The 25,401-nt window shown below is 41.4% G+C and carries 21 protein-coding genes and 1 tRNA gene; 5 read left to right on the top strand and 17 right to left on the bottom strand.

The window, feature by feature from the left end; genetic code table 11:
- Window positions 1-59 precede the first annotated feature (59 nt).
- Both MKZ26_RS16915 and MKZ26_RS16910 read right to left on the bottom strand, forming a co-directional pair.
- A complete protein-coding gene (locus MKZ26_RS16915; RefSeq protein ID WP_067213306.1) occupies window positions 60-605 on the bottom strand; it encodes an RNA polymerase sigma factor in 546 nt (181 codons plus the stop codon).
- Between the two features lie 341 nt (window positions 606-946).
- Window positions 947-2,182 carry a hemolysin family protein gene (locus MKZ26_RS16910; protein WP_340766885.1) on the bottom strand — a complete coding sequence of 412 codons (1,236 nt, stop codon included), beginning with the start codon at window positions 2,180-2,182 and terminating at the stop codon, window positions 947-949.
- A gap of 166 nt (window positions 2,183-2,348) precedes the next feature.
- Here MKZ26_RS16910 and MKZ26_RS16905 point away from each other — a divergent pair, with 166 nt between their 5' ends.
- Window positions 2,349-3,746: a dipeptidase gene (locus MKZ26_RS16905; protein ID WP_340766884.1), complete on the top strand. Its 1,398-nt coding sequence runs from the start codon at window positions 2,349-2,351 to the stop codon at window positions 3,744-3,746.
- A gap of 290 nt (window positions 3,747-4,036) precedes the next feature.
- On the opposite strand, the gene MKZ26_RS16900 is transcribed toward MKZ26_RS16905, so the two are convergent.
- A complete protein-coding gene (locus tag MKZ26_RS16900) occupies window positions 4,037-4,624 on the bottom strand; it encodes a nitroreductase family protein (RefSeq protein ID WP_067213314.1) in 588 nt (195 codons plus the stop codon).
- Window positions 4,625-4,791: 167 nt separating this feature from the next.
- Here MKZ26_RS16900 and MKZ26_RS16895 point away from each other — a divergent pair, with 167 nt between their 5' ends.
- On the top strand, window positions 4,792-5,637 hold the full coding sequence (locus MKZ26_RS16895) for a DegV family protein (RefSeq protein ID WP_340766883.1): 846 nt from the start codon (window positions 4,792-4,794) through the stop codon (window positions 5,635-5,637).
- A gap of 95 nt (window positions 5,638-5,732) precedes the next feature.
- Here MKZ26_RS16895 and MKZ26_RS16890 read toward each other — a convergent pair whose 3' ends face one another.
- The 8 genes from MKZ26_RS16890 to MKZ26_RS16855 all read right to left on the bottom strand — a co-directional run bounded on the left by MKZ26_RS16890 (window position 5,733) and on the right by MKZ26_RS16855 (window position 12,609).
- Window positions 5,733-6,218, bottom strand: a complete 486-nt coding sequence (locus tag MKZ26_RS16890; RefSeq protein ID WP_187046034.1) for an amidase domain-containing protein — start codon at window positions 6,216-6,218, stop codon at window positions 5,733-5,735.
- Between the two features lie 91 nt (window positions 6,219-6,309).
- Complete coding sequence (locus MKZ26_RS16885) at window positions 6,310-6,447, bottom strand: hypothetical protein (RefSeq protein ID WP_340766882.1); 138 nt, start codon at window positions 6,445-6,447, stop codon at window positions 6,310-6,312.
- 147 nt (window positions 6,448-6,594) lie between these two features.
- Window positions 6,595-7,323, bottom strand: a complete 729-nt coding sequence (locus MKZ26_RS16880) for an amino acid ABC transporter ATP-binding protein (protein WP_067213323.1) — start codon at window positions 7,321-7,323, stop codon at window positions 6,595-6,597.
- A gap of 29 nt (window positions 7,324-7,352) precedes the next feature.
- Window positions 7,353-8,018 (bottom strand): amino acid ABC transporter permease, encoded by a 666-nt coding sequence (locus tag MKZ26_RS16875; RefSeq protein ID WP_340766881.1) that lies wholly within the window; start codon window positions 8,016-8,018, stop codon window positions 7,353-7,355.
- A gap of 31 nt (window positions 8,019-8,049) precedes the next feature.
- Window positions 8,050-8,868 (bottom strand): transporter substrate-binding domain-containing protein, encoded by an 819-nt coding sequence (locus MKZ26_RS16870; protein ID WP_340766880.1) that lies wholly within the window; start codon window positions 8,866-8,868, stop codon window positions 8,050-8,052.
- Between the two features lie 415 nt (window positions 8,869-9,283).
- A complete protein-coding gene (locus MKZ26_RS16865) occupies window positions 9,284-11,299 on the bottom strand; it encodes a Na+/H+ antiporter (RefSeq protein ID WP_340766879.1) in 2,016 nt (671 codons plus the stop codon).
- Between the two features lie 632 nt (window positions 11,300-11,931).
- The gene (locus MKZ26_RS16860; RefSeq protein WP_340766878.1) at window positions 11,932-12,072 is read right to left on the bottom strand and encodes a hypothetical protein; all 141 of its coding nucleotides are present in this window, start codon (window positions 12,070-12,072) and stop codon (window positions 11,932-11,934) included.
- 464 nt (window positions 12,073-12,536) lie between these two features.
- Window positions 12,537-12,609, bottom strand: a tRNA-Ala gene (locus tag MKZ26_RS16855).
- A 68-nt stretch (window positions 12,610-12,677) separates the two neighbouring features.
- On the opposite strand from MKZ26_RS16855, the gene MKZ26_RS16850 reads away from it, so the two are divergent.
- Both MKZ26_RS16850 and MKZ26_RS16845 read left to right on the top strand, forming a co-directional pair.
- Window positions 12,678-13,697 carry a DUF2804 domain-containing protein gene (locus MKZ26_RS16850; protein WP_067213330.1) on the top strand — a complete coding sequence of 340 codons (1,020 nt, stop codon included), beginning with the start codon at window positions 12,678-12,680 and terminating at the stop codon, window positions 13,695-13,697.
- A gap of 288 nt (window positions 13,698-13,985) precedes the next feature.
- Window positions 13,986-14,456: a YusW family protein gene (locus tag MKZ26_RS16845; protein ID WP_067213334.1), complete on the top strand. Its 471-nt coding sequence runs from the start codon at window positions 13,986-13,988 to the stop codon at window positions 14,454-14,456.
- A gap of 431 nt (window positions 14,457-14,887) precedes the next feature.
- Here the strand turns inward: MKZ26_RS16845 and MKZ26_RS16840 are convergent, their stop codons facing one another.
- The 3 genes from MKZ26_RS16840 to MKZ26_RS16830 all read right to left on the bottom strand — a co-directional run bounded on the left by MKZ26_RS16840 (window position 14,888) and on the right by MKZ26_RS16830 (window position 19,680).
- Complete coding sequence (locus MKZ26_RS16840) at window positions 14,888-16,717, bottom strand: ABC transporter ATP-binding protein (RefSeq protein ID WP_340766877.1); 1,830 nt, start codon at window positions 16,715-16,717, stop codon at window positions 14,888-14,890.
- The gene (locus tag MKZ26_RS16835) at window positions 16,698-18,440 is read right to left on the bottom strand and encodes an ABC transporter ATP-binding protein (RefSeq protein ID WP_340766876.1); all 1,743 of its coding nucleotides are present in this window, start codon (window positions 18,438-18,440) and stop codon (window positions 16,698-16,700) included. The genes MKZ26_RS16840 and MKZ26_RS16835 overlap by 20 nt, the downstream gene beginning before the upstream one ends.
- Window positions 18,441-18,780: 340 nt before the next feature.
- Window positions 18,781-19,680 carry a DMT family transporter gene (locus tag MKZ26_RS16830; RefSeq protein ID WP_340766875.1) on the bottom strand — a complete coding sequence of 300 codons (900 nt, stop codon included), beginning with the start codon at window positions 19,678-19,680 and terminating at the stop codon, window positions 18,781-18,783.
- 136 nt (window positions 19,681-19,816) lie between these two features.
- Here MKZ26_RS16830 and MKZ26_RS16825 point away from each other — a divergent pair, with 136 nt between their 5' ends.
- Complete coding sequence (locus MKZ26_RS16825) at window positions 19,817-21,478, top strand: sensor domain-containing protein (RefSeq protein WP_340766874.1); 1,662 nt, start codon at window positions 19,817-19,819, stop codon at window positions 21,476-21,478.
- A 39-nt stretch (window positions 21,479-21,517) separates the two neighbouring features.
- Here the strand turns inward: MKZ26_RS16825 and MKZ26_RS16820 are convergent, their stop codons facing one another.
- The 3 genes from MKZ26_RS16820 to MKZ26_RS16810 form a co-directional block, all read right to left on the bottom strand.
- Complete coding sequence (locus tag MKZ26_RS16820) at window positions 21,518-21,973, bottom strand: threonine/serine exporter family protein (RefSeq protein ID WP_340766873.1); 456 nt, start codon at window positions 21,971-21,973, stop codon at window positions 21,518-21,520.
- A 20-nt stretch (window positions 21,974-21,993) separates the two neighbouring features.
- Complete coding sequence (locus MKZ26_RS16815) at window positions 21,994-22,740, bottom strand: threonine/serine exporter family protein (RefSeq protein WP_340766872.1); 747 nt, start codon at window positions 22,738-22,740, stop codon at window positions 21,994-21,996.
- Window positions 22,741-22,991: 251 nt separating this feature from the next.
- Complete coding sequence (locus MKZ26_RS16810) at window positions 22,992-25,142, bottom strand: beta-propeller domain-containing protein (protein ID WP_340766871.1); 2,151 nt, start codon at window positions 25,140-25,142, stop codon at window positions 22,992-22,994.
- Window positions 25,143-25,401 lie beyond the last annotated feature (259 nt).

Below are 25,401 nucleotides of genomic sequence, written 5' to 3'. Positions count from 1 at the left end.
CTAATTTCCCTCTATCACTTTTTTACAAACAAAAAACACAGCCTCCTTTGGCTGCGCTCTTATGCAGTGACGTATTCGTGCACTGCTGTATCTGCAATCATCAGTTCTTTCAAATACTTTTTCGCGCGGAATAGCCGTGATTTTACCGTACCAATTGATACCTTCATTACTTCTGCAATCTCAATCAAAGAATATTGATGTACATAGAAATACTCAATTGTTTTTCTGTAAATAACATCAAGTTCACCAATTTTTTGCTGAACAATTGATTGAATGTCATTTTGCTCTAGCAATTCCGCAGGTGTCAAACTATCACTCGGAACAAGATCAAGAATCGGCACATCGAGCGTTTCCGGTTGGTTCATCACATGCTTGCTTCTTCTGACGTCTTTGCGGTAACGATCTCGGAATGTGTTCATACAGATTGTTGTAAGCCATGCTTTCATATGGTCGACACTATCCATCCGATCGTTGTAGCGAACGACTTTCACCCATACATCTTGCATAAGATCTTCTGCTTCCTCTTTATTACGTGTTAATTTAAGACATAAATGATATATGTAACGGCCATATTCTTCATACAACCCATTTAGATTTTTGTTCATAACATAACGCCCCCGTCTTCTACCTGTTGTTCTTATTATCGGCAATCGGGACCTTTCAAACCATCGTATTCTCTTTCAGTATACTTACAAACGTGTAAGCTTGAAAAGTGGAAGGCGCCTATAAGGAACGCAGCATAAGTCGACCCAGCGACGTGGCGCTCTTTGCCACACAGCTGGGTTGCTTATGACTCAAGCGGCTGGCGCCTGGAGCTAGACATTGAAAAGCGCAAGGCATCTTTCGAAGGAATGCATCCTGTGAACCACCATGTATCGAACGCCCGACACTAGTCAAAAAATATCCCCGTAACCGTTTTACTCGATTACAGGGATGTGCATGTTAATCAGTTTTTACCTTCACTGATTGTAATTGTCATACGGATAATCCGGTTGCGTTCCATCTCCTCGATTTCAAAACGCAGATGATCGTATGTAAAGCGTTCGCCTTCTTCTGGAACGTGACCAAGCTCTTGCAGTACAAATCCTCCAAGCGTCTCATGATCCATTGGCAATTCAATATCGAGTAACTCCATCGCATCCACGATTTCAAGCCTGCCATGACAGATTAACCTAGTATCAGTCTTTTCATAGACAAGTTCTTCTTCATCATCATCTGTCTCATCTTCAATGTCCTGGCCAATCATTTCTTCGATAATATCTTCATGCGTTATCATACCTAGCGTTCCACCGTATTCATCCAGAACGATTGCCATATGTTTCTTTTTCGACAGCATCATTTTGAATACTTTTTCAACGCTAGCAGACTGCACTACGTAAAACGTATTGCGGTCAATTAAATCACCAAGAGTCTGTTCAGGATCAATCGACCATTTGATTAACATTTTTGAATAAAATACACCTAAAATCGTATCCATACTTTCTTCGTAGACAGGATAACGCGTGTAAGAATGCTCCAAAATTGTGTCGCGAACTTCTTCATAAGTCGCTTCAATCGGTAATCCGATGATATCCATACGATGAGTTTCAAGGACGTCGGACACATCTTTTTCCGCAAAGTCGAGTACTTCCTTCAACCGATTCGATTCGTCCATCTCAAACGTTCCTTCTATAGAAGCAATGTCAACCATCGAACGGAGGTCATCTTTTGTGAGCGTAGCTTTCGTTACAGCCCCTTTCGAGATGATGCGGATGAATATATTTGTGAAAAGACCAAGTAAAGCCGTCAAAGGTGTTAGTAACTTCACAAGCAGTGTAATTGACGGTGTAACCATATAAGCGACTCGCTCGGAAAATGTCGCTGCAATCGTTTTTGGCAATACTTCGCCGAAGACAATGATAATAACCGTTAGAATTCCGGTCCAGATTCCGACGCTTAGCCCCTTGTCGATTGCTATCATTGTAACTAAAGTTGGCATTAGAATATTCGCAGTATTATTCCCGATAAGTATTGCTGTAATCATACGGTCCGGTTTCGAAATCAGTTTCTGCAGCTTAATCGCATGCCTGTCTCCCTGATCTGCTCGAAACTGGACCTTTCTCCTGTTTACTGCTGTAAGTGCTGTTTCACTTCCTGACAAGTAAAAAGACAGGAATAAAGATAATCCAAGTGCGATAAACAAAAGCGATTCCTCCCGGAAATAATTTCATATTTATATATTCAGCCAATTAATAACTTTCAAACAGCATACCATATTATTCATATTTGCGTTCGTCTTTCTTACTCACTATCTACATCATCTGCTATACTATTTCTATTCACGAAATTATTTGAAATGAGGGATTGTGTTGAATCATTTAGAGACGCTTGACGAGTATTTTAAAGAACAACGGGACGAACATCTTGGACAATTAAAAGACTTCCTCCGTATTCCAAGTATTAGTGCTTTATCCGAACATAAAAACGATATGCAACAGGCTGCTGAGTGGTTGCTGAATTCATTCAAAGAAGCAGGACTTGAAAACCTTTCAATCGACGAAACAGACGGACAGCCTGTTGTTTACGGCGATTGGCTCCACGCAGAAGGAAAACCGACAATTCTAGTCTATGGTCATTACGACGTCCAGCCGGTTGACCCGCTGAATTTATGGGAAACTGGACCATTCGAACCCGAAGTTCGTGATAACAAATTATATGCGCGCGGTGCCAGTGATGATAAAGGACAAGTATTCATGCATGTGAAAGCCGTTGAAGCACTTATGCAAAAGACAGGCGGTTTACCAGTCAATGTGAAGTTCATCATTGAAGGTGAAGAAGAGATTGGCAGTCCAAATCTCGAAAAATACATTGAGGCCAACAAAGACAAGCTCGCAGCTGACGTCATCGTCATTTCTGATACAGGCATGCAAGGACCTGGACAACCTGCAGTTTGCTACGGACTTCGCGGTCTGTGCGGCGTGCAAATCGACGTGCAAGGTGCGAAAAGCGATCTTCACTCCGGCTTATATGGTGGAGGCGTCCAAAACCCGATTCATTCGCTTGCAGAAGTTCTCGCCTCGTTCCGTGACAAAGAAGGAACGATTGCAATTGAAGGATTCTACGACAATGTCCGTCCTCTATTGGATGAAGAGCGCGAAGCCTACCAAGCACTTGGATTCAACGAAGATGAATTGAAAGAAGAAATTGGCGTGACAGAACTGTTCGGAGAAAAAGGATATTCGCACCTTGAGCGTACATGGACTCGTCCTACTCTTGAAGTGAACGGAGTATTTGGCGGATTTTCAGGCGAAGGCATTAAAACAGTATTGCCGGCTGAAGCAGGCGCGAAAATTACATGCCGTTTAGTTCCTGACCAGGATCCAGATGAAATCATTGAGAAATTGAAAGCGCATATCGAAAAATATAAACCAGTAGGCGTAACTGTTACAGTCACTGAATTCGATAAAGGGAAACCTTTCATCACACCGTTCGATCACCCTGCAATTCAGGCTGCAGGACGTTCATACGAAAAGGTTTACAATGTACCAACTGCCTATACACGTGGTGGCGGATCAATTCCAATCGTTGCAGCATTTGATGAAATACTAGAATTACCTGTCGTCTTGATGGGCTTCGGACTTGCGTCAGAAAACTTCCACGCACCGAACGAACACTTCCATTTGGAAAACTTCGACCAAGGACTACGTGTCATCGGCGATTATTATTATGAAATTGCAGGCTTTGAGAAAGATGAATTGAAAAAGTGACACGTGTGCCGGATTCTCCTTGTGAGGGTCCGGTTTTTTTAGAACTAAGCAACACTTTCAATTAAGGTAACAACGCCTAAATGCAACTTCACAACGCTTCTGTCTAACTTAACAACGCACGGGTCGCTCAACACCGCTTTTGAAGAACTAGACAACACTTTAAATAAAGTTAACAACGTCTAAACGCAACTTCACAACGCACGGGTCGCTCAACACCACCTATATAGAACTGCAAAAAAGCCCGAATCGCATTATCAAATGCAATCCGAGCAAAAACCACTTCAATATCATTATGCTTCTTCGATTTCCTCACCGTAATACGTGACAAATTCTTCAAGTGGTTTACGTGGACGAGCCTTTGGTCTTTCGTCATAATAACCAAATTGAAGCATACTGATAATGCGTTCACCTGGTTTAACGCCAAGTTCTTCTCTGAATTTCGGGTTATCCAGGAAGCCAGGTGTTTTCCAGCATGTTCCGATTCCTTTATCCCATGCGAGTAGCATGGTGTTCTGAACAAACATGCTCGCCGCTGCATAATCTTCTAGACGCTCTTTCTGACGAGGGTCCTCAGGGACAATAACAAATGCAACTGCACCCGGTCCTGTGAATTTCTTCATTTGTTTCTCAAGTTCTTCTTCCGAAAGTTCTTTCCATTTCGGTACACCATATTCACGTAAAATATCGAGGAATTTCACATATCCCTTATCAGCAGCTACAACAAAGCGCCACGGATTTCGATTGCCATGATTTGGTGCCCATGCCGCATCTTCAAGTATTTCGGCAATATTTTCCGGATCAACCGGCTGACCGTTAAAGTTCTTTATTGAACGACGCGTAATAATCGCATCTCTGACAGATAAAGCTTGCTCATTCATAACTCATTTCCCCTTTACACATACTTCTTCTATTATACCTTAACCATTGATTTTTAGCGAAGCTGCCTAAATTTCGACATATTTAGTGTTTTCTAAATATGTTCTTATTACTTTTCATGGTATAGTAATAGTAGCGTATATTATAGTGATAAAGGATGATTTTAATCATGATAAAAAAGCCAATTGCGTGGATTGTAGACAGCACAGCATACATTTCAGAGGAACTTCGTCAACACCCAGACTTCTTTTCAGTACCTTTAAATATACATTTCGGTGAAAAACAATTTGTTGATGGTGTAGACTTGAATCCTCAGCAACTTTACGAGAAAATCAAGAACGCTAAAGAATTCCCAAAATCCTCACAACCTTCTGCGGGTGCATTTGCTGAACGTTACAAGGTTATCGCGGAACAGTACGAGCAAGCAATTGCTGTTCATGTGTCCGGTAAAATGAGTGGGACACTTGCTTCCTCTATAGCAGGCTCAGAAATTTCGGGATTCCCTGTTACATTCATCGATTCACTTTCCTTATCCTATGGGGTCACAGGATTAATCGAACGGGGCATAGAAATGCAAGACGAAGGTGCAACTGTTCCAGAAATTGAAGCGCGGCTTAAGAAAATGGCTGGCACGATGCATAACTATATCCTAATGGGACAGCTTGAACAATTGTACAAAGGCGGCAGAATGAGCGCTGCACAATTTTTCATTGGGAGCTTGTTGAAAGTAAAACCAATTGTCCACATTACGTCCGAAGGCGAATTACAACCAGTAGACAAAGTGCGTTCCGAGAAAAAAGCACTTCAATATTTGGTCGATAAAGTAGTCGCTGGTCACCATCCAGGCCGAACGAAAATTCATTTAATGCAAGGCAATGTCTTGGAACAGGCAGAGCATTTGAAGACTCTAATCACGGAACAAATACCCGATCTTGAAGTGAAAATTGGAGATATTAGCTCCGTCCTTGCGGTTCACGCCGGCGAGGGAACGCTCGCAGTTCTATGGTTTGACTGAACAAACAAAAGCGCTAGAGTCTAGACAGTAAAAAAAGCAGTCCGTCTTAAGTTGACGGACTGCTTTTTTTACGATTACATTCGCAACTATAGTCATCATGAAAACTGGTCATTAATTTTAAAAAAGATATACTTTGCATTTGGCGAAAACATATATGAATCTTTGTATGCCCAGAAACGATGCTGTGCGTCGAACGTATGTGCATTAACGAGTGGTGCTGAGCCATCTTTTGCGGTGACGATGGTCGAATGATCGAATCTGCCATCACCTTCAAAATCGTAGACAATGACATCCCCTAGCCCTAATTCTTCAGCTGATGAAACTTGTGTTGCAGTTAATCCTTTTTTCGAACCCGCTAAATACCAACGCAACGAATGCGACGTCGACCAACTGAAACTCCACGTTCCTCCACGCAGCCACCAGCCTCTTTCGCGATTCGGGTAACCATGCATTGGTGCTCCCCCCGCAAGCAAACATTGTGAAATGAAATTAGTACAATCTACATCGAATGATGGAAATGCCGGATTGCGGCCATTCCACCACTGGTTTGCATAGCGAACAGCCGCTTCCCTGTTGTACATGATCAAACCCCTCCTTATTCCATCGTATGAATAAGACAAAGTAGGAATGCCTTTCTGACAAATTGCAGCGCATTTATTTCATCTAAAAAGTTCATTTAAGCTCCACGGAAATATCTCCATTGATGTAGTTCGGATACGCTTGAAAGTATACTTTTAATAGATGAATGATTTCTAAAAATGCTTGCTCATCGCGTTTAATCGCTCGTTTAGCAAGGTCAACTTCATTCACAATGCCACCCCATTTCCACCGTTCCTACTCATTAGACACACAAAGATGGAAAAAGTTCATTTATATTTAAAAAAGCGTCAAACTTATGCAAGTTAATTGCATGAGTTTGACGCTTTTTAACTATCCAATAAAGGAAAAACTAAAAAATTAGTGGTTCAGTACTTTGGATAAGAAATTCTTCGCGCGTTCAGAGTCTGGGTTCGTAAAGAATTTTGATGGTGGAGCCTTTTCTACAATTTTCCCCTCCGCCATAAAGACAATTTCGTCGCAAATTTCTTTGGCGAAGCCCATTTCATGTGTAACAACGACCATCGTCATGCCATCGTGTGCCAATTTACGAATCGCATCAAGCACTTCTGTCACCATTTCCGGATCGAGTGCGGATGTCGGTTCGTCGAATAGCATTACTTGTGGATCCATGGCAAGCGACCGTGCAATAGCTACACGTTGCTGTTGTCCACCAGAAAGCCGACCAGGATATGCATCGAATTTGTCGCCAAGGCCTAAAGAGATAAGCAATTCTTTCCCTTTCTTGTCCGCAGCCTCTTTATTCATCCCTTTTACCTTCAAGAGCGCTATTGTCACGTTTTGAAGCGCTGTCAAAAATGGATACAAGTTGAAATTCTGAAATACAAATCCGATATTAATGCGCGCTTTGTTAATATTCGTTTTTTTATCGTGAATAGAAACGCCATCCACAATGATTTCACCATTATCAATAGGTTCTAGCGCATTCAATGTCCGAATGAGCGTTGATTTTCCGGCACCACTCGGTCCAATAAGTGCGATTACATTGGATTTCGGTACTTCAAGTGATATATCCGTTAGTACTTGATGAGCACCAAAGGATTTATTAACATTTTTAATGGTAATCATAAAAACACTCCTTCATAACAAGCTTACACTCAGTTCTCGCGCGATAAAAGTCGTTTCTCAAAATATCGTATAATCATCGACATACTGAACGTCATAATTAAATAAACGATCGCGACAAATGTCCATATTTCTAGCGAGCGGAACGATGTTGCGACAAGATTTTTTGCATTCAACGTTAAATCCGTCGCTGCAATAACAGACACAAGAGAAGAGTCTTTAACTAAAATGATAAACTGTGATGCCAAAGGAGGTAACACTCGTCGAAACGCTTGTGGTAAAACGATATATCGCATTGCATTCGTGTGGGACATGCCCGATGAACGCGCAGCCTCCATTTGTCCTTTTGGTACTGCTTGAATTCCCGAGCGAACAATTTCTGCGATAAACGCCCCCGAAAAAATAGCAAGACCTAAAATGGCAGACCAATAAGATCCAAGTCTAACGAATTGACCAAGTACAAAAAATATCCAAAATAGAAGAACAAGTAATGGTACACCGCGCATCACTTCCACATAGAAAGAGGAAATAAGTCGAAAGAATTTGTTTCTTGAAATACGTCCTAGTCCAAAAATGATTCCTATGGGTATAGCAATCAGAAGCGCTATCGCTGAAATTTCCAACGTTTTCAACGCTCCATCAATAAATATATCCATATTGTTTGTTATAATACTCCAGTCATAATTATAGCCGCCCATTTAATTTCCCCCTCTGAAATTGAAGAAGTGGTTATTCTTCTACGACTTCATTCAACCAATCGCTTGTTTCAAACCACTTATTTCTTGAAGCCAATTCAGCTGGGCTATCAATATAGTTCGCTAAAAATGAGTTAAGCCACAAAATTGTTTCAATGTCATTTTTCTTTACTGCAATTCCTAAATTTTCTGAAGAAATTAGGCCTTCGACAGCTCTGACTTGATTGCCATTGCGAAGTTTCCATACAGCGATGGCTGGTTCGTCATAAAGAACAGCATCTGCTTGCCCTTGCGCCATTGCTGTTGCAGCAGATGGGAATTCTTCAAAATCCATTATTTCAGCATTTTTGAAAAGATCTTTCGCTAAGAGCGCCCCAGTTGTTCCAATACCAACTGCAATTTTTTTCCCTTTCACATCAAGCTCTTCCCAAGACTTCGTCGAAGTATCTTTGGCAGGAACCATAAGCGCTTGGCCAGTTTTATAATATGGATTGGAAAAACTGACAACAAGTGCTCGGTCTCCTCGGATTGTCATACCTGCAAGAATCATGTCGATTTCTCCCGTTTGAAGTGCCGGAACAAGCCCGTCAAATGTGAATTGTTTATACTCCACATCTACTTTTAACCATTCACCAATAGCATTTGCAGTATCAACGTCATAGCCTACAAAATCACCATTTGGATCTTTCATGTCAAACGGGAAGTACCCTGGCGACATCCCAATTACTAGCTTCTTGTTTTTCGCCACGTTTTGCAGAGTCGAGTTTTCTGTAGTGACGCCCCCAGCATCTTTACTACACCCTGCAACAAGTAGAACTGCAATCATTAATGTCGCTGTTAACCACTTTTTCATTGTTTTTCATCCCCCTTTAGTATTATGTAAATAACATTCACCCATTCTGATGAATTATGTAAAGTATAAAGTAACGCTATTAATCTGTCTACAAGAATAATTAAATTATTCTAACCATTTATATACAATAAATTAATGTATTTGTTAAAATATGCAAGACTTCAAGCTTTATCCGTAAGGGATTAAGTTATATAGCACTACTCTATTAATTAATACTTATATTAATGTATATTTACTCTTTTAATTCAACAAAAAGCGTTCGGATAAACCGAACGCTTTCGTAATCCTATGAAGTGTAGTGATATATGAACCCCTGACCTTCATACTAATAGCGTGAATGTCAGCTTATGAACGCTCTTCAATAATCACCTGAATTAATATCCGGATATTCTAAACGACCACTCTTCGGCTAACATTATTCGACATATTCGTATAAAACTACACTTTCCATATAGTTTACAAAACGTCGAAGCTCTTTCGCTTCTACCGTGCTGATGGCACCGTCCTTGTACATTTCTGAAATCTCTTTTCTCTGCACTTCAATAGCATTCAAACATAGAATCTCCTTTTGTTCGTCTAAAATGGATTGATCCATCTCTACTTTATGGGGCAATTCCTTTTTATTCAGAAGGCGTTTATAATAATAAATCATATTGTGTAGAACTTCTGGTTGTTCACTAATAGAAGCTCGTTCTTCCAAACCCGCTAGTACTTTCTCAAACGTAAATATTTGCACTGCATCTTCCATTTCCTGAACCTGCTCTAATTCTCGGTCACTTAAGCGCCCACGTTTCCAATCCCTCAGTACTTGATAGAACCGTTGACGGATAAAGTGATTCGCACCGCTTGTTGCCGCCTTTTCACGAATCGAAACCGACTTTTCGATACTTTTTAACGTAGCAATCTTCACTTCGTGCACACTCATATATTCCTCCGTATATTGACGCTCCAACATTAAAGAATGCAATCTTTCCATCTTCAGCTGCTCGTTATATTCACGTAGCTCTTCTTCGTTTTTATTTTTCGACCGCAACATATGCAACATGAGTGTATAGTCGTTTAATAATTCATAGACAATCGAAGCATTTTCTTCTGTTTTTTCCGAATTGATTTTCTGAATAGCTCCCATGATCATGCGCTGCTTTTCATTCGTTAAATCTGAACTGGTCGTATGCGTGCTCGTTTCCCCCCTACTTAGGACAGGCAGAAATATTGTTGCCATAATAAGTGTCAATAGAATAACGCCTGCCGCCAAAAAGATAATAAGTGAACGCTCTGGGAACAAATCGTTCGTTGATGTAAAAAATGGAATCGATAGCACACCGACCATTGTAATCGTTCCACGGACACCTACCAAACTCGTAATTAGACTCGTTTTCAGAGATGGTTTTTCTGTCACATTTTTCAAAATGTAATAATCGAAATGATTAATGGTGTGCGACCACAAAAATCGTATACCGAGTACGACGAAACCTAACGCAAGAACATACCCTAACAACAGCCAATTACTCATCTGTTCATTTTCCAGTAATGAACGCATTGCAGATGGGAGTGTTAAACCTAACAGTAAGAAAATTAAACCGTTTAATACAAATGCGATAATTGACCACAGATTATCCGTCAACACTTGCTCCTGCGCTCTAAAGTTTTCTGTACGCTCTCTTACAAGCGCATGGATAATCCCCGCTGCTACAACCGCTATAACACCTGATGCATGGAACATTTCCTCTGCTATAAAGAAAATAATAAATGGCGTTAAAACTTGTAATAGTGAATGGAATACTACGTCAACAAATCCCCCTCTACGTAGAACGTAGCGAAGCAAATTAATCGAAAGTCCAAGCCCGATACCAAGCAATGCCCCAACGATAAACATATATAAGAAGTCTCCTGTTGCCTTTTGAACTGAAAAATAACCGGTTACCACCGCTAAAACAGCATAATTAAATGCAACAAGTCCTGAAGCATCATTGATTAAAGATTCCCCACGCACCAAATTCATAATATGAGTTGGAATTTGAATACGTTTCGCAATGCCATTTACAGCAACTGGATCCGTTGGTGATAGAATTGCTGCTAGCGCAAATGCAGCTGCTAAAGGAATTGCTGGAATCATCCAATGGACAAACATTCCACCAAGTATCGTAGTTAGAAGTACTAAAATAATAGCATTCCCAAAAATTGACGCACGCATTTTCCATAATTCCTCTCGCGGAAAATGAGCGCCTTCATTGTATAAAAGTGGTGCTATAAACAGTAGAAGAAACCATTCTGTCTCCACTTCAATTGTAAAATCTTTAACAGCTAATGCAAAAATAAGCCCCACAATAATTTGGATTAATGCAGTTGGTAATAGTGTCACGTAATTCCCAATAACGTTTGTCACAAGCAATAAGACTAGCAACATCAAGATAATCGTTAATAATTCCATCCGTTTTTCTCCTCTTCACTTTTTCTGTTCCAATAATCAAGAACAAAGTGATTATTTCGTCCAAAACGCGCCGAAAATGTACAAGTGTGTGCTGTATGCTTTTCTTACAGCTAGCTCATGTAAGAAAGTGGATAATCAACAGACGTGGTTCAATATATAAAGTTAGCAAATATGATATAATCGTGCGTTTATTTTTATTTTATCATGAATTTTAAAAATACTGTTAGCTCCTAACCTCGTTCTCACAGAACAAGATTTGGAGCTAACAGTATTTATCGTTGGATTAATTATGTATGGATTTCCATTTTACTACTCGCAGCACGAAAGACTATTTTCGAACAAAAAAAGGGCCCAGTTATACTGGACACCCTTCTAAACCTATATGGAGCATAGGTGCTCGGATCCCTGATCTACACACTGCCAGTATGATATTCGTGTACTTACCTCTTAACGAGAAACCCTATGTAATGACATTTTAAAAGGTTTCACCGAACAACTTCACATCAATTTAACTTCGACAATTGAACTACCTTATCCTATTTTAATATTTAATACCCTTATTGAACCACATCAAAGCCATACATCTTTTTGAAATAGAAACACATATAGCTATAATTAATACCAATTATAATTCATTTATAATTAAGTTCATTTGCCAAATGACCTACACTCATTTTTTCTTTATCTTTTTTTAAAATATTGTCTTTATTTAGAGTACTTTCAAAAGCCAATTCACTATAATTGTTTCCTATTCTTTTTCTAACTCTGACCAATCATTTTCACCCCTCCACACTCATTACAATGCGAATGGAAACGGTTTTCACTAACATAATTCGACATAATAAAAGAGCGCCCCTAATTAAATGAGCGCTCTAGCGGAAATTAAATGTCAATGGCTAACCAACCATAGTATGCTAAAAACATTAATGTTCCTATTAGAAGAATAGCACGATTCATAGTTGCGAATACGTAATAGTAGTGAAATTTTTCGTAATATATAATACTAAAAACTTAACTTTTAGAGTATTAGAAAAGCACTCATATAAAGATTTTCACGTTCAGTTTCAAAAGAAGCGAAAGAAGAAGTAATACTGAAGTTCATCAACTATATTGAGATGTAGGTAGATGACTACGGTTTTGAATACGATTCAATGAAATCTGATGTACTAAAGCAAAAGAAAAAACCCTTGATATGCAAGGGCTTTGAGATTATTCGAGACTCAATGAATTTGTATTATGGAGCATAGGGGGCTCGAACCCCTGACCTTCACACTGCCAGCGTGACACTCTCCCAGCTGAGCTAATGCCCCGTATCTTTGATACAATAAGAAGTATAGCAATATGATTTGAAAAAGACAATAGGCAGGGGGAAGTCTATATGCAGCATGCAGAAAGAGAAATTACCGAACCCGTTGCGTTATGTGACAACAAAGGGTTATTGAATCCAGAAGCAATCGGCTTCGCACGTCAGCCTTTCATCCAGAGCAATCTCAAGAACCACTTCATGCGGAAGAAGAAGTGGAATTATTGGTGTGTGTACGGGGAAGATTTGTTATTTTCCGCAACGATTAGCCATCTTGATTATGCAGCTGTCTGCTTTGTCTATATTTTAAATTATGAAACGCAGCGATTTTATGAAAAGCAAATAACGATTCCAATTGGGCGCAATGTGAAGATGCCTGAAAACGTGTTGGATGGCGTTAAATTCGTGAATGATAATCTAACTGTCCAGATCATACATATTCAAGGCGAAACCCATCTGTCCGTGACAATCCCAGACTTTGATAATGAAGTACTACATGCAGATTTCCATATTGGTCATCCAATTAACGATGAATCATTGAATGTTGTTATACCCAGGAGCAGGGACGTTTTCCAGTTCACAGCTAAGCATCATTCATTACCAACATCCGGGTTCGTTAAAATCGGGGACAAACGGTACGATTTCAATCCAGATTATAGTTTTGCTGTTCTCGATTACGGCAGAGGTATCTGGCCGCGAAAAGCAGAATGGAACTGGGCGATGGCATCTCAGCGTCTTGGTGGTCGTCGCATTGGACTTAATTTCGGTGGTAAATGGACAGATGGGACAGGCATGACTGAAAACGCGGTGTTTGTTGATGGTTTGATGACTAAAATTCATGAGGATGTTCTATTTACATATGATAATAAAAACTTCATGATGCCTTGGAAAATTCGAACGAAGTTTTCAGATACAGTCAACATAACATTTACACCTTTTTTTGAACGTGTTTCCATGACGAATGTCCGGTTAGTACGCACGGAGGTCCATCAAGTTGTCGGTTACTTCAACGGAACAGTGCGCTTACATGACGGCTCCACCCTACAAATCCGCAACATGCTTGGCACCTCGGAAGAACATATCGCGAAATGGTAACTAACACAATTATATTCGCACATTATACATTACTTTTACTAGCCGGCTAAAATGCCGGTTTTTTTATACGATAAAAAAGTAAAATTGTATTTCACCTGGAGCAGTGGGTAGGGATTGAACTACATCCCCACTCTCTGCAACAGGGAAACACTAATTTAAACTACTTTCCTTTAGTTTAACTCCCTCCAGCGCTTACGCTTTTCTTATTTGTACAAGTATTTTGTTTAGAAAGTGGATTTTAAGGCAAAATAATAGATAAGACAATGAATCCGAAAGGCAGTGAGTATTTTGAGAAAATTGAATGCTGTAGGTACAATCGTAATTACAGGTGCATTGCTAATGGGCGGATGCGGCAACTTCGGGAAAAATGCAGATAAGCCAAACCGTGAAGAAGCAATTATTATTAATGAAGATGAGAAAGCTGGCGGATCCATCGAAACCGGTAATGGATTCGGTTTTTCGTCATTCGATCTTGAAATCGATGTCGATGGTAAAGATGCAATTGATGCTGATTACGATGTGACCGAAAAAGCAGATGCAGATTATGAAAATAAACTGAAGAATATCAAACTAAAAGATAATAAAGCGATGGATGAGCTTAGTAAAATGTTTATAGAAATTCGTATCACAAAAGATACACCCCAACAAGAAGTGATTGATAAGATTCTCCAATGGTATGGTTTGGATACTTATTCAAAGTTTGACCTTGATGTTGATTTTGACGATGGTACGTTGCTCGATATTGAAGACGTAAAATAATAAAAATAAGGCTACAAGGATATAATGTCCTTGTGGCCTTTTATTGTGCCGCTTTCGCTTTTCTATACTGTCTAGACTCCAGCGCCTAACTCGCTGTGGAAATGATGAAAGACCCATAAGCCAAAGAGCGGCTTCCGGGTCTTTCCCTTTTTCCTTCACGAGCTACACAGGCGCTTTCGCTTTTCTAGACTGTCCAGACTACAGCGCCTAGCTCGCTGTGGAAATGATGAAAGACCCATAAGCCAAAGAACGGCTTCCGGTTCTTTCCCTTTTTCCTTCACGAGCTACACAGGCGCTTCCGCTTTTCTATACTGTCCAGACTACAGCGGCCAAACGCTCGGGTCATAAGTCGTTCCAGCTATGCGGCAAAGTACGCCGCTCCGCTGGCACGCCTTATGCCTGCCACGTTTAGGCAGGCCGCTTCCGCTTTTCTATACTTTCGATTCTAGCAACATGTTGTAAAATACACCTTGCCGTTCAATCAATTCTTCTTGGCTTCCGGATTCTATCAGTTTCCCTTGCTCCATGACATAAACGGTATCGGCCTTCCGTACGGTATTCAGTCTATGCGCAATAACAAAACTAGTTCTGCCCTCCATAAGGCGATCGAGTGCTTCTTGGATTTCTAGCTCTGTAACTGTATCGATACTACTTGTGGCTTCATCAAGAAGGAGTAGTACTGGATCTGCAACGAGTGCTCTTGCAATTGACAGCAACTGCTTCTGCCCTTGTGAGATCTCGCCGCCATCTGCCGTCAATATAGTCTCATAGCCATCTTCCAGCCGACTAATGAAACTATGCGCATTGGCCTGTTTTGCCGCCTGCATGACTTCTTCATTTGTCGCATCAAGTTTTCCATAACGAATATTTTCAAGGACTGTTGCTTCGAAAAGAAATGGATCTTGCAAAACAAATGCCATTTGGCTACGAAGCGTTTTCCGCGGCAACTTGCTAATTGGGATACCGTCGATATAGATTACTCCTTTATCAACTTCATAGAACCTAGCAAGCAACTGCATAATCGTGGTCTTCCCAGCGCCCGTGGCCCCGACAAATGCTGCTGTTTCCCCCTCCTTCACACGAAATGATAAATCGTCAATTGTATAGCCATCGGTTTCGACTGCATAACCAAAGGAAACATCTCGGAACTCAACGTCCCCCTTGAGGATCATATCCGTATATTCCGTCGCCTCATCCTTTTCGACCGGTTCATCCATAATCTTAAAGACTCGCTCTGCTCCAGCTATTGCCGATAGCACTGTGTTAAATTGGTTTGCAAGATCATTAAGTGGACGTGTGAACTGCCGTGCAAATTCAGAGAAAATGACGATTGTTCCCACCGTTATAACACCGTCCCCTCTTAACGCAAGCAATCCACCCACCCCTGCAATAACCGCAAAACTCGCGTTGTTCAACAGATTCATTACTTTGGGGATAAAACCTGAGTAGGTCAACGCCCAAAAACCAGTTCGTCGAAGTCGCTCACTCTTCTGCGCAAACTCTTCCATTACACGTTCTTCCTGCGAGAATGCTTTGACAATGCGCTGGCCAGAAATCGTTTCTTCAATCATGCCGTTTAACTCGCCCACTGCTTGCTGCTGTTCTTTAAATAAAGGTCCTGTACGGCGCGTAATCCACCGAATCGCAACGAACATCACTGGAACAATGATCATCGTGAGTAGTGTCAATAACGGGCTTAAGTAAAGCATGACCCCAAGCGTTCCGGTTAGTGTCAAGATGCTCGAAAATACTTGGATGAAAGACGAGTTCAGTGTTTGGCTAACGTTTTCAATATCATTAGTAATTCGGCTCATCAGTTCCCCGTGCTGCCGTTTATCAAAAAACGTGACTGGCAGCTTTTGAAGATGAGCAAACAAACTCGTCCGTAAACGAAAAACGGTTTGTTGTGCGATGCCAACCATCCAATAGTTTTGAAAATACATCGCAAGTGATAAGCCTATATAGATAGCGATAAGCCACCCGATACTGCCGCCTAAACCCGCGAACTTCATCGGAATAATATAATGGTCAATAATTTTACCAATCATCAATGGCCCAAGCAGCGCCAGGACTGAACTGACAAAAACAAGCGCGAGCACAGCAATGAGTAGCCCCCGCTGTTCATCGACAAGTTGCCAAATCCGGAAAAGAACTGATTTCCAGTTACTCGCACGTTCTTTTTTCTTCTTCCCAGTACCATTAATATCTTCCTTCGATAGAATCGGCTCGTAGCCGAACGGTTTACGAATTGCGCGTAACATCGGCTGCCACCTCCTCATCGGATTGGGATTCCGCAATTTTCTGATACAGTGCGGACTGCTCCATCAAGTCGTCATGTGTTCCATAGCCGACCACTTGTCCTTCATCTAAAAGGAGGATTTTATCAGCCCCTTGTGCGGTTCGGATCTTCTGTGTGACAACGAGCATCGTCGCTTCTTCCCCTTCAAGCGCATCCCATAGCGCCGTTTCCGTTTTCACGTCAAGTGCACTTGTGCTGTCATCGAGAATCAAGATAGATGGTTTCCGAACGAGCGCCCTTGCAATGGATAATCGTTGTTTCTGACCACCCGATAAGTTGACGCCTTTCTGTCCGACCCTTGTACCATACTTTAACGGGAACAGATCAATCGCTTCATGGATTTGTGCTTTTTTAGCCGCCTCTTCCAGTTCGTCGACATCCGCCTCCATATCGCCCCACGATAAGTTATCCAAAATCGACCCTGTAAATAAAATCGATTGCTGCGGTACGAGTCCAATCGTATCCCTCAAATCTTTCAACGGCCAATCCTCTACTTCTGTTCCACTAACATAGATCTTCCCTTGTGTTTTTTCAAAAATACGTGGAATAAGATTGAGTAATGTAGATTTTCCAGACCCTGTTGCCCCCATAATGGCGAGCTTTTCTCCCGGTGAAACATGGAATGACACGTTATCTAAAATCGGTTCCAACTTACCTGGATACATGAACGACACATTGTCGAATTTCAAATCACCTTCATTGTGTAACAGTCCTGTACTTTCCGAACTATGGATTTCCAAGTCTTCATTCGCAAGCAGAACTTCTTCCATCCGTTCAGAAGATGCTTTTGCACGCGAGAATGCCACAATGATGAATGAGAACATCGAGAACGCACCTGTCATGCGCATTGCATAGTTAACAATCGCTACTAGTTCCCCCACCTGCGCGCCGCCATCACGCACTTCAATAGCTCCGAACCATAGTACAGCCATCAAACTGGCGTTCATAACAAACAATAGGATCGGCAAGATTAGTTCCATCATCCGCATCGCTTTTACCGTATCTTTTCTTAACAGATCAGATACTTTTGAGAAGCGACTCGCTTCATAAGCCCCACGTAAAAACGCTTTAATAAGTCGTACAGCCTGTAAATTTTCTTGGATAACACGGTTTACTCGGTCAAGCCTGTGCTGGACATGCAAAAAATAACTGACCCCTTTTTTCGCCATGAAATAAAGAAAAATCAGCAGAAATGGTGCCCCAACTACAAGAAATAATGCTAGTTTGACATTAACAAAAAAGGCCATAATCAAACTTCCAATTACGAGTAATGGTGCACGCATCATAATCCGTAACCCCATAAACAGTACGTTTTGAGCCATCGTGACGTCACTCGTCAACCGTGTGATGAGTCCCGATGTCGGGAACCGAAGAAACGTCGCCATGGTAAACGCTTGAACTTGACGAAACAACGCCTGTCGTAGATCAAACCCAAAACTTTGCGCCGCATGTGCAGCAAAGAATGAATTAATGACCCCCGAAAAGAACGCCACAAACGCCAGCGCCATCATAACGCTTCCCCACGTCCAAATAACAGCCTCATTCCCAGCCATGATGCCATCATCGATAATTTTAGCGATGAGCATCGGCTGAATTAGCTCTACAGATAATTCCAGTAACATAAGAAATAACGCAATGACAATTGGCCATTTATATGGCCACGCATAAGAAAAAACTGTTTTCATCTTTTTGACCCCCAGAAACTCTTTCGTTTCACGAATTACTTCTCGATAGAACTTATTATGCCACAGCGACCCAATTGTGTATAGCCAATTCGACTGAATTGTAGGTTATCTTAAAATCGATCTCCTAATAAGTATGAGTAACAGTTTTTCAAAGGCCCTTGCTTCAATCTAAGCAAGGAATTCTCCTTAATTACTGTAATTGCAACCTGGACACCCTAACTGCAACTCCAACTTTCTAATTGCAAACTCGGACAACGAAGAGTCCGCGGTCTTTGCATATATCTAAGCAACCAATAACAAAAGGACCGGCCCCCCAATGGGAACCGGTCCTTCTACTATTCTATGTTTTTGCCCTACTACCCGCAACCGACAGCCAAGTCACCCCGATAAGCATAATTATCGCCCCTGTCAATTGCCACATGCCAAGTACCTGACCGAACCAGATAACGGAAATAACCATTGCTGTCAGCGGTTCAAAGCTCGACAATATGCTTACTTCCACTGGTGATATGTATTTCATGCTACTCATGAATAAAATAAAGGCAACGGTTCCTACGATAATGACGAGGAGGAGCATGCCCGCTACAGTCCAATCTGCTAAATAGTCCAGGTGGGTCACAACTGTCAATGGATTCAAAACGAAAAGCGTTATCCCCCCTATAATCATCCCCCAACCAATGGATAGCAAAACCCCCCATTCCTGCATCAGCCGGACGGGATATAACGTGTAAAACGAGAAGGCAAAACCAAGCGCAAGTCCCCAAAAAACAGCAACTTTACTCATTGCAAAACCAGCAAACGATCCGTCAGTCAATAGGAGGAGTAATCCTACTAATGTCACGAACATTCCAAGTACCTGCACGATCGGTGGCCAGGTCTTTTGGGACGCTGTTACAAATATGATAATAAAAATCGGTGCCAAGAACTGAAATAATGTCGCAATTACTGCATTACTCGTATTTATAGACGCGGCAAATGTGTATTGGACCCCGAGCATGCCAAATACTCCGAAAAGAAGAAGTTGGCGTGCCCATACTTTTTGTCGCCATGGAAGAGTGATGCGCTTCCCCTGCATCTTCAGCATAGCTAGTAAAAATGAGCCTGCGAGTAGGAGGCGAACTGTCAGCATGAAGGAAACTGACATCTCACTGTGTAGCAACATCCATTCCATCATAGGACCCGTTGCCCCCCAAAGTACCGCACCCGAAACAATTAGAGCAATACCTTTTAATCTATCCATGTCTTTCCACCTCCTAATTTGACTATTAAACTACAAATATGGCTAATTAATTAATGATTTATCACTTTCATGATGTACAGACACGAGAACTTCTCTATAATAGTAGTAACATCCATATCCGGAAGGGGACATTTATATGAAGCCAGATTATGGACAATTCGTGCCGGAACTGCCGGACATAATGAATAGTCTTGAACAATTTTATATGGTAACCCGAGCAGATAGTGAAGGTTCAATTATTTACGCAAACAAAAACTTTTTGGAAACAAGTAAATGGACACCAAGGCGGGTGCTCGGAATAACTTTATGGCAAATGTTCCCGGAAACTGTTGAAGGTCAAAGTCAGGCACATGCCATCTGGAAAAGTATAACGGCCGGGAAAACATGGTTCGGTATGATTGAAAAAATAACACGTTTGGGTAAGCCATATTTCGTGAATATGATTGCCATTCCCAGCATGCCGTCACATGATAAACCGTTTTCCGTTACTTTTCTTGAATTGGATATCACTGAAGACGTACAGTTACGGGACCAGCTACAACAAATTGCATTCATTGACTACGAGACCGGGCTAATGAGTCGTTATAAACTTGAAACGACCGTGACAGAAATTATTGAAGAGGCAAAAAGTTTCTCATTTGTCTTCATAACCATTGATCACTATTATACATTGAAAGACCTTCAATCATCCGAGTCAAAGATAGAACTTATTAAATCATTTTCAAATAGACTTAAGCGATACTTCCAAGATAATCCCATAGCCAGAGTCGGTGCAAATGAATTTATCGTTCTTACCGCCTTCGGTGATTGGTATGTGCGAGGCTTTCTACTATTCCTTGAACAGCAACCGATTTATATCAATAATATTGCCATTCCGTTATCTATTAGCGGTGGCGTTGTCCGCTATCCTGAAGACCAAAAAACCTATAACCATCTTATGAAAGCCGCATTGGCCGCTACAAAAGATGTTATCAATAATGGTGGCGGTAAGATTTCTTCACTTTCAGCAGCTTCACATAAAGTGCTAAATCGGCGGGCAATTATCGACCAAAAAATGTTATCTGCCCTAAATCACCAAAGTTTTAAAGTAGTCTACCAACCACAATTCGATCTTGCCTCTGGAGAAGTGACACTTTACGAAGCCCTCGTTCGGTGGGAGGATGAAGATCTTGGTACTATTACGCCTGACGAGCTTATCCCAATCGCGGAAGAGAACGGTCTCATTCACGATATTGGAGCTTTCGTACTCGAGGAAGCTGCGACCCTCGCCGCACGGTGGAATGATCAAGGCCGTCATGTAGATATTTCAGTAAACACTTCCGTTCGCGAGTTCAGTAATGCACAAATGAAAAACAAAGTGATAGACATCCTTAATAAGACGAAGTGCCCCCCAAGTTGCATTCAATTTGAAATAACTGAGAAATTCGCTTTTCAAGCTGAAGAGGAAAACTCAATCGTCCTTCAGATGAAAGAACTTCAAGACGCCGGGGTCGAGTTCGCACTAGATGATTTCGGTACTGGTTATGCATCATTCAGGTATATGCAGCATCTACCGATTACGAAAGTAAAAATTGATAAGGTATTTATTGACTCCTTGACGACACAGCCAAAAACGCATAAACTCGTCGAAGGGATGATACGTTTCTGCAAATCGATGGGATTATACATCATTGCAGAAGGCGTTGAAACAAAGGAGCAGTACAAGCTTCTCGAAAAAATGGGCGCAGATGCCGTACAAGGTCATTATATCGGCATGCCGATACCCTCTAACGACATCCAATTTAAGGATATAAAATAACAAAACGGAGTATCTCTCATAAGGAGAATACTCCGTTTTTCATATTTTTTTCACTCTTTTCCTTCCAATACCGGACCGGAAAACAAGCTGAATTATTACTTCCGCAAAAACAAGCCCCATGGCAATCGCACCCGATACCATAAATGCACCCGATGCAAATGAGATTGCCGTTAAATAATCTTTTTCAACGATATGCCGCATCGCATTATAAGCCATCCCTCCCGGCACGAGCGGAATGATTCCAGCGACACTGAATATGATCATCGGCGTACGAAAACGCTTAGCAAAAATATGGGCAACGAGTGCAACCATGAATGCGCCCAGGAATGAAGCTTGCATAGGATCTCCCGATATTCCATTAAACAGGCTATAAATAAGCCAACCCGTCATCCCTACAAAACCGCAATAAAACAACATTCTACGTGGGGCATTAAATATAATTCCAAACCCTGTTGCAGCAAGGAAACTAAGAATTGCTTGTACAATCCACGTCAAAACTCAAACCCCTTTTCCATTCAGAAAGATAAAACAAGTGCTACGCCAGCTCCGATTGCAAATGCCGTCAGAAATGCTTCCGCCCCTTTTGACAATCCCGACATAAAATGACCCGCCATCAGATCGCGAACTGCATTCGTAATGAGTAGGCCTGGAACGAGCGGCATGACCGATCCAATGATAATTTTATCGAGTTCCAATCCTAGTCCAGTTTGCACCGCTGCAAATCCGATAAGCCCTATAAATAATGAGCCAACGAATTCGGCAAAAAACTTCACCCTGGTCAACTCATGTATTTTTGTCACTATGACGTATCCAACTCCTCCCGCAAAGATCGCCGCGGGGACATCTGTCCAAAGACCGCTGTACAAGATTAGAAAGGATCCACTTGCGACAGCTGCTGCAATAATTTGCAACCAAAGCGGAAACATGACATTTGTTTTTTCGATTTCTTGGAGCTTAGTATACGCTTCTTCAAGTGTATATTCATTTGCAGATAATTTACGTGAAACGTCATTAACGAGTGCAACTTTTTCAAGGTCCGTCGTCCGGTCCTTTATCCGAATCAGCTTCGTATGATGCGGACTACCTGGTGAAAAAATAATACCTGTCGGCGTAACGAAACTATGAGTGGCTGACAACTGCTGTGTTTCAGCCATTCGTGCCATTGTATCTTCTACACGGTACGTCTCAGCTCCAGCTTCCATCATAAGACGTCCCGCGAGCAGACAACAATCGATTGCTGTCTCTTTGTCCACTATTGACATATTCAATCCTCCTAACTCAAGTGGCATAAATTCCATTGAATAACGCTTCGGCTACCCCTGTAAGGCGCCTGCGCTAGTAAATATACCGTATTCAATACTTCAACATATATGAGAAATATAGCCCAATTCCTCTCCATTAAATAATCTTATCGAAGCTGAAGGCAAATGACAATGAACAAAGCGATTTCCTAACTTTCTTCATAAGAAAAAGATCCGGCGTGAAGTCCGGATCTTTCAACTTTGAATCCTATTCAGTCAATTTGCAAGCTACCAATTGGAGCGTACGTATCGAGCGAGTAATTATTGATTTCCTTCATTGAAACTGTATACAAGATGTCTTTGCTGTACAGCATACGTTGGATTTCTTTCTCCCAATCCCCGTATTGCTCTCCGCGGCTTTTCACTTTCAGTAAATCCCCTTTTAGGACGATACCATGTTCCGGTGTAATTTCGTAAACAAGTGCGCCGGAACTTTGAAAATCAATGTTATGGTCTTTCCCGATTTCATCGTAAATCGATACCGGGAAACCGTATAAATTTCGTCCTTCATGTTGGAACAATGCCTTGTGATCATATTGAATTTGTGAGTATGTTCCACGACCACCAATGATTTCAGTGTCCTTCTCTTTTGGGTTATTGAAATCAGTCACATCAAATAAGGAAACTTTCATACCCATCGTCAAAATAAGTGGCTCTCCCCCTTGTGGATTTTTCTCAGCAACCGTTTCATAACCAAAGCCAATGAGATGGTTTTCGTCAAGCGGATGCAAGTAATTGCTAAAGCCAGGAATCTTCAGCTCGCCAAGCACTTTTGGAGCAGTCGGATCGGCCACATCAATGACAAACAGCGGATCCGTTTCCCGGAATGTTACCATATAAGCTTTATCCCCCATGAATCGTGCAGAGTAGATGCGTTCGCCTTTCGCAAGACCCTCGACGGATCCTGTGGTATTAAGGTTTTCATCCAAAATGAAGAGATGGTTTTTAGATGGTTTTTTATCATCCCACATATTCCCTTCCGTCGTGACGGCACGGAAATAACCATTATGTTCATCCATCGAAAACTGGTTGAGTAAATGCCCTTTCAGTGTGGCAGAGTTTTGGAATGTGACAGTTGTCTTGTTCAATGTAAACTTGAATAACTCACTGTTTGCAGTGCCAGGATTCCAGATCATTTTATTCGATGTGGAGGTGTTCGTTTCGTAAATTGTCGCTGTGAGGTATAAATTGTCTTCGGACATGTAGAGCTGCTCACTACCGCCGAGATATCCTTTTGTCACAACCTTACCTTCTACTAGCGATGAAAGGTCGATGGCTGTAATGACGGAATACGTCGGTTCCATCGCACCCGGTAGAATCGCGATGTCCTTGTAGTCAATCAGTTCGGAATCATCGCCTACTATGGAATCATATACGCGGGGACGAAGCGTGTCTCCGTCGATTTCATTCATGATCCAGAAGTTCGGCTGTACATTCGTTACAAAATACAGCATATCTCCTGTTTTCCGTGCGCCGTTTAGATAACCTTCCGCTCCAATTTCTCGAATAAGTTTAGGCGTTTTCGGATTCAACACATTATACATTCGAACCGTAGTCATTCCATTCATTGGCCTGCTGATCCTTGCCTCGTTCGTGTCCTCTTCGTTGTTGTAAGGTTCATATTTCTCACCAAGGACAATTAGCGTATCGCCGTGGAGAAATAACTGGGACGGATAAAATTCTTCTTCCATTTTAATTTCCGAAGCTTTTCGGATTTTCTTCGGGTCGCGAATATCGGTAATGGTGACTTTGTTATTGCCCATTACAGTATATATATAGTTACCGTCTGTCTTTACGCTATCAGCTTCATCGACTCCTTCGACCTGATTGTTCGTTGTCGAATGATCTGAACTACTACTTTTAGCAGATTCAGATGTTGCAGTATTTGACGTTGCTGAATCTTCTCTTTCTTCTGTTACGGTAGGATTTGATTGTTGCATGGACTTCGCCCGTTCAAAATAGACTTCCAACTCTTTTACTGATGCGATGGATTCGATTGTTTCGTGGATAGTAAATTTGATTTCATCGATTGGCAACGATTTTAAGACCTTGCCATTAAACGCATTTTTCTGGACGTGAAGTGTATATGCCCCTGGTGCGAGGCCCTTTACATATAGGGTCTTACCAGCGTTTTCAAGCGTAACTTCGGCAGTTACCTGCTTTCCATTTCGATCTGTTATATATAAATCATCTGATCCTATTGCCTCTTTTTTCAACGGCGTGGAAAAGTTTGCGTGCCATCCTTGATCGGAAAGTGCAATATTGGATGCCGTAACAGTCACTTTGTCGATGAAAAACGCGAAAGATATTGCAACTACTGTAATGAATGCCGTAATAAAAAGCCAACTAACCTTTTTTCTCAATTTGACCAACCCTTTCCTTTTGGTTTGTTACACCATTAGACTCTGATAGGGCGATTTCGTTTCACTAAACTGAAAATTTTTATTAGTTGTCGTTTTTTTATAACAATACACTACAAACAAACGATTGAATGAGTAGCAAAGTATGAACTTAGTAAGGATAAGAGAAAAGGGGGATGGTAGAACATAGCTCACGGTCGACCGATCATATAACCTTACGAACCGATCATAACTTTCGCACTACCAATCATATAACCCCACG

Source organism: Sporosarcina sp. FSL K6-6792 (assembly GCF_038004885.1).
Taxonomy (GTDB): Bacteria; Bacillota; Bacilli; order Bacillales_A; family Planococcaceae; genus Sporosarcina; species Sporosarcina psychrophila.
Note: the sequence above shows the minus strand (reverse complement) of the source record. Positions and strands in the feature narration are given on the sequence as shown.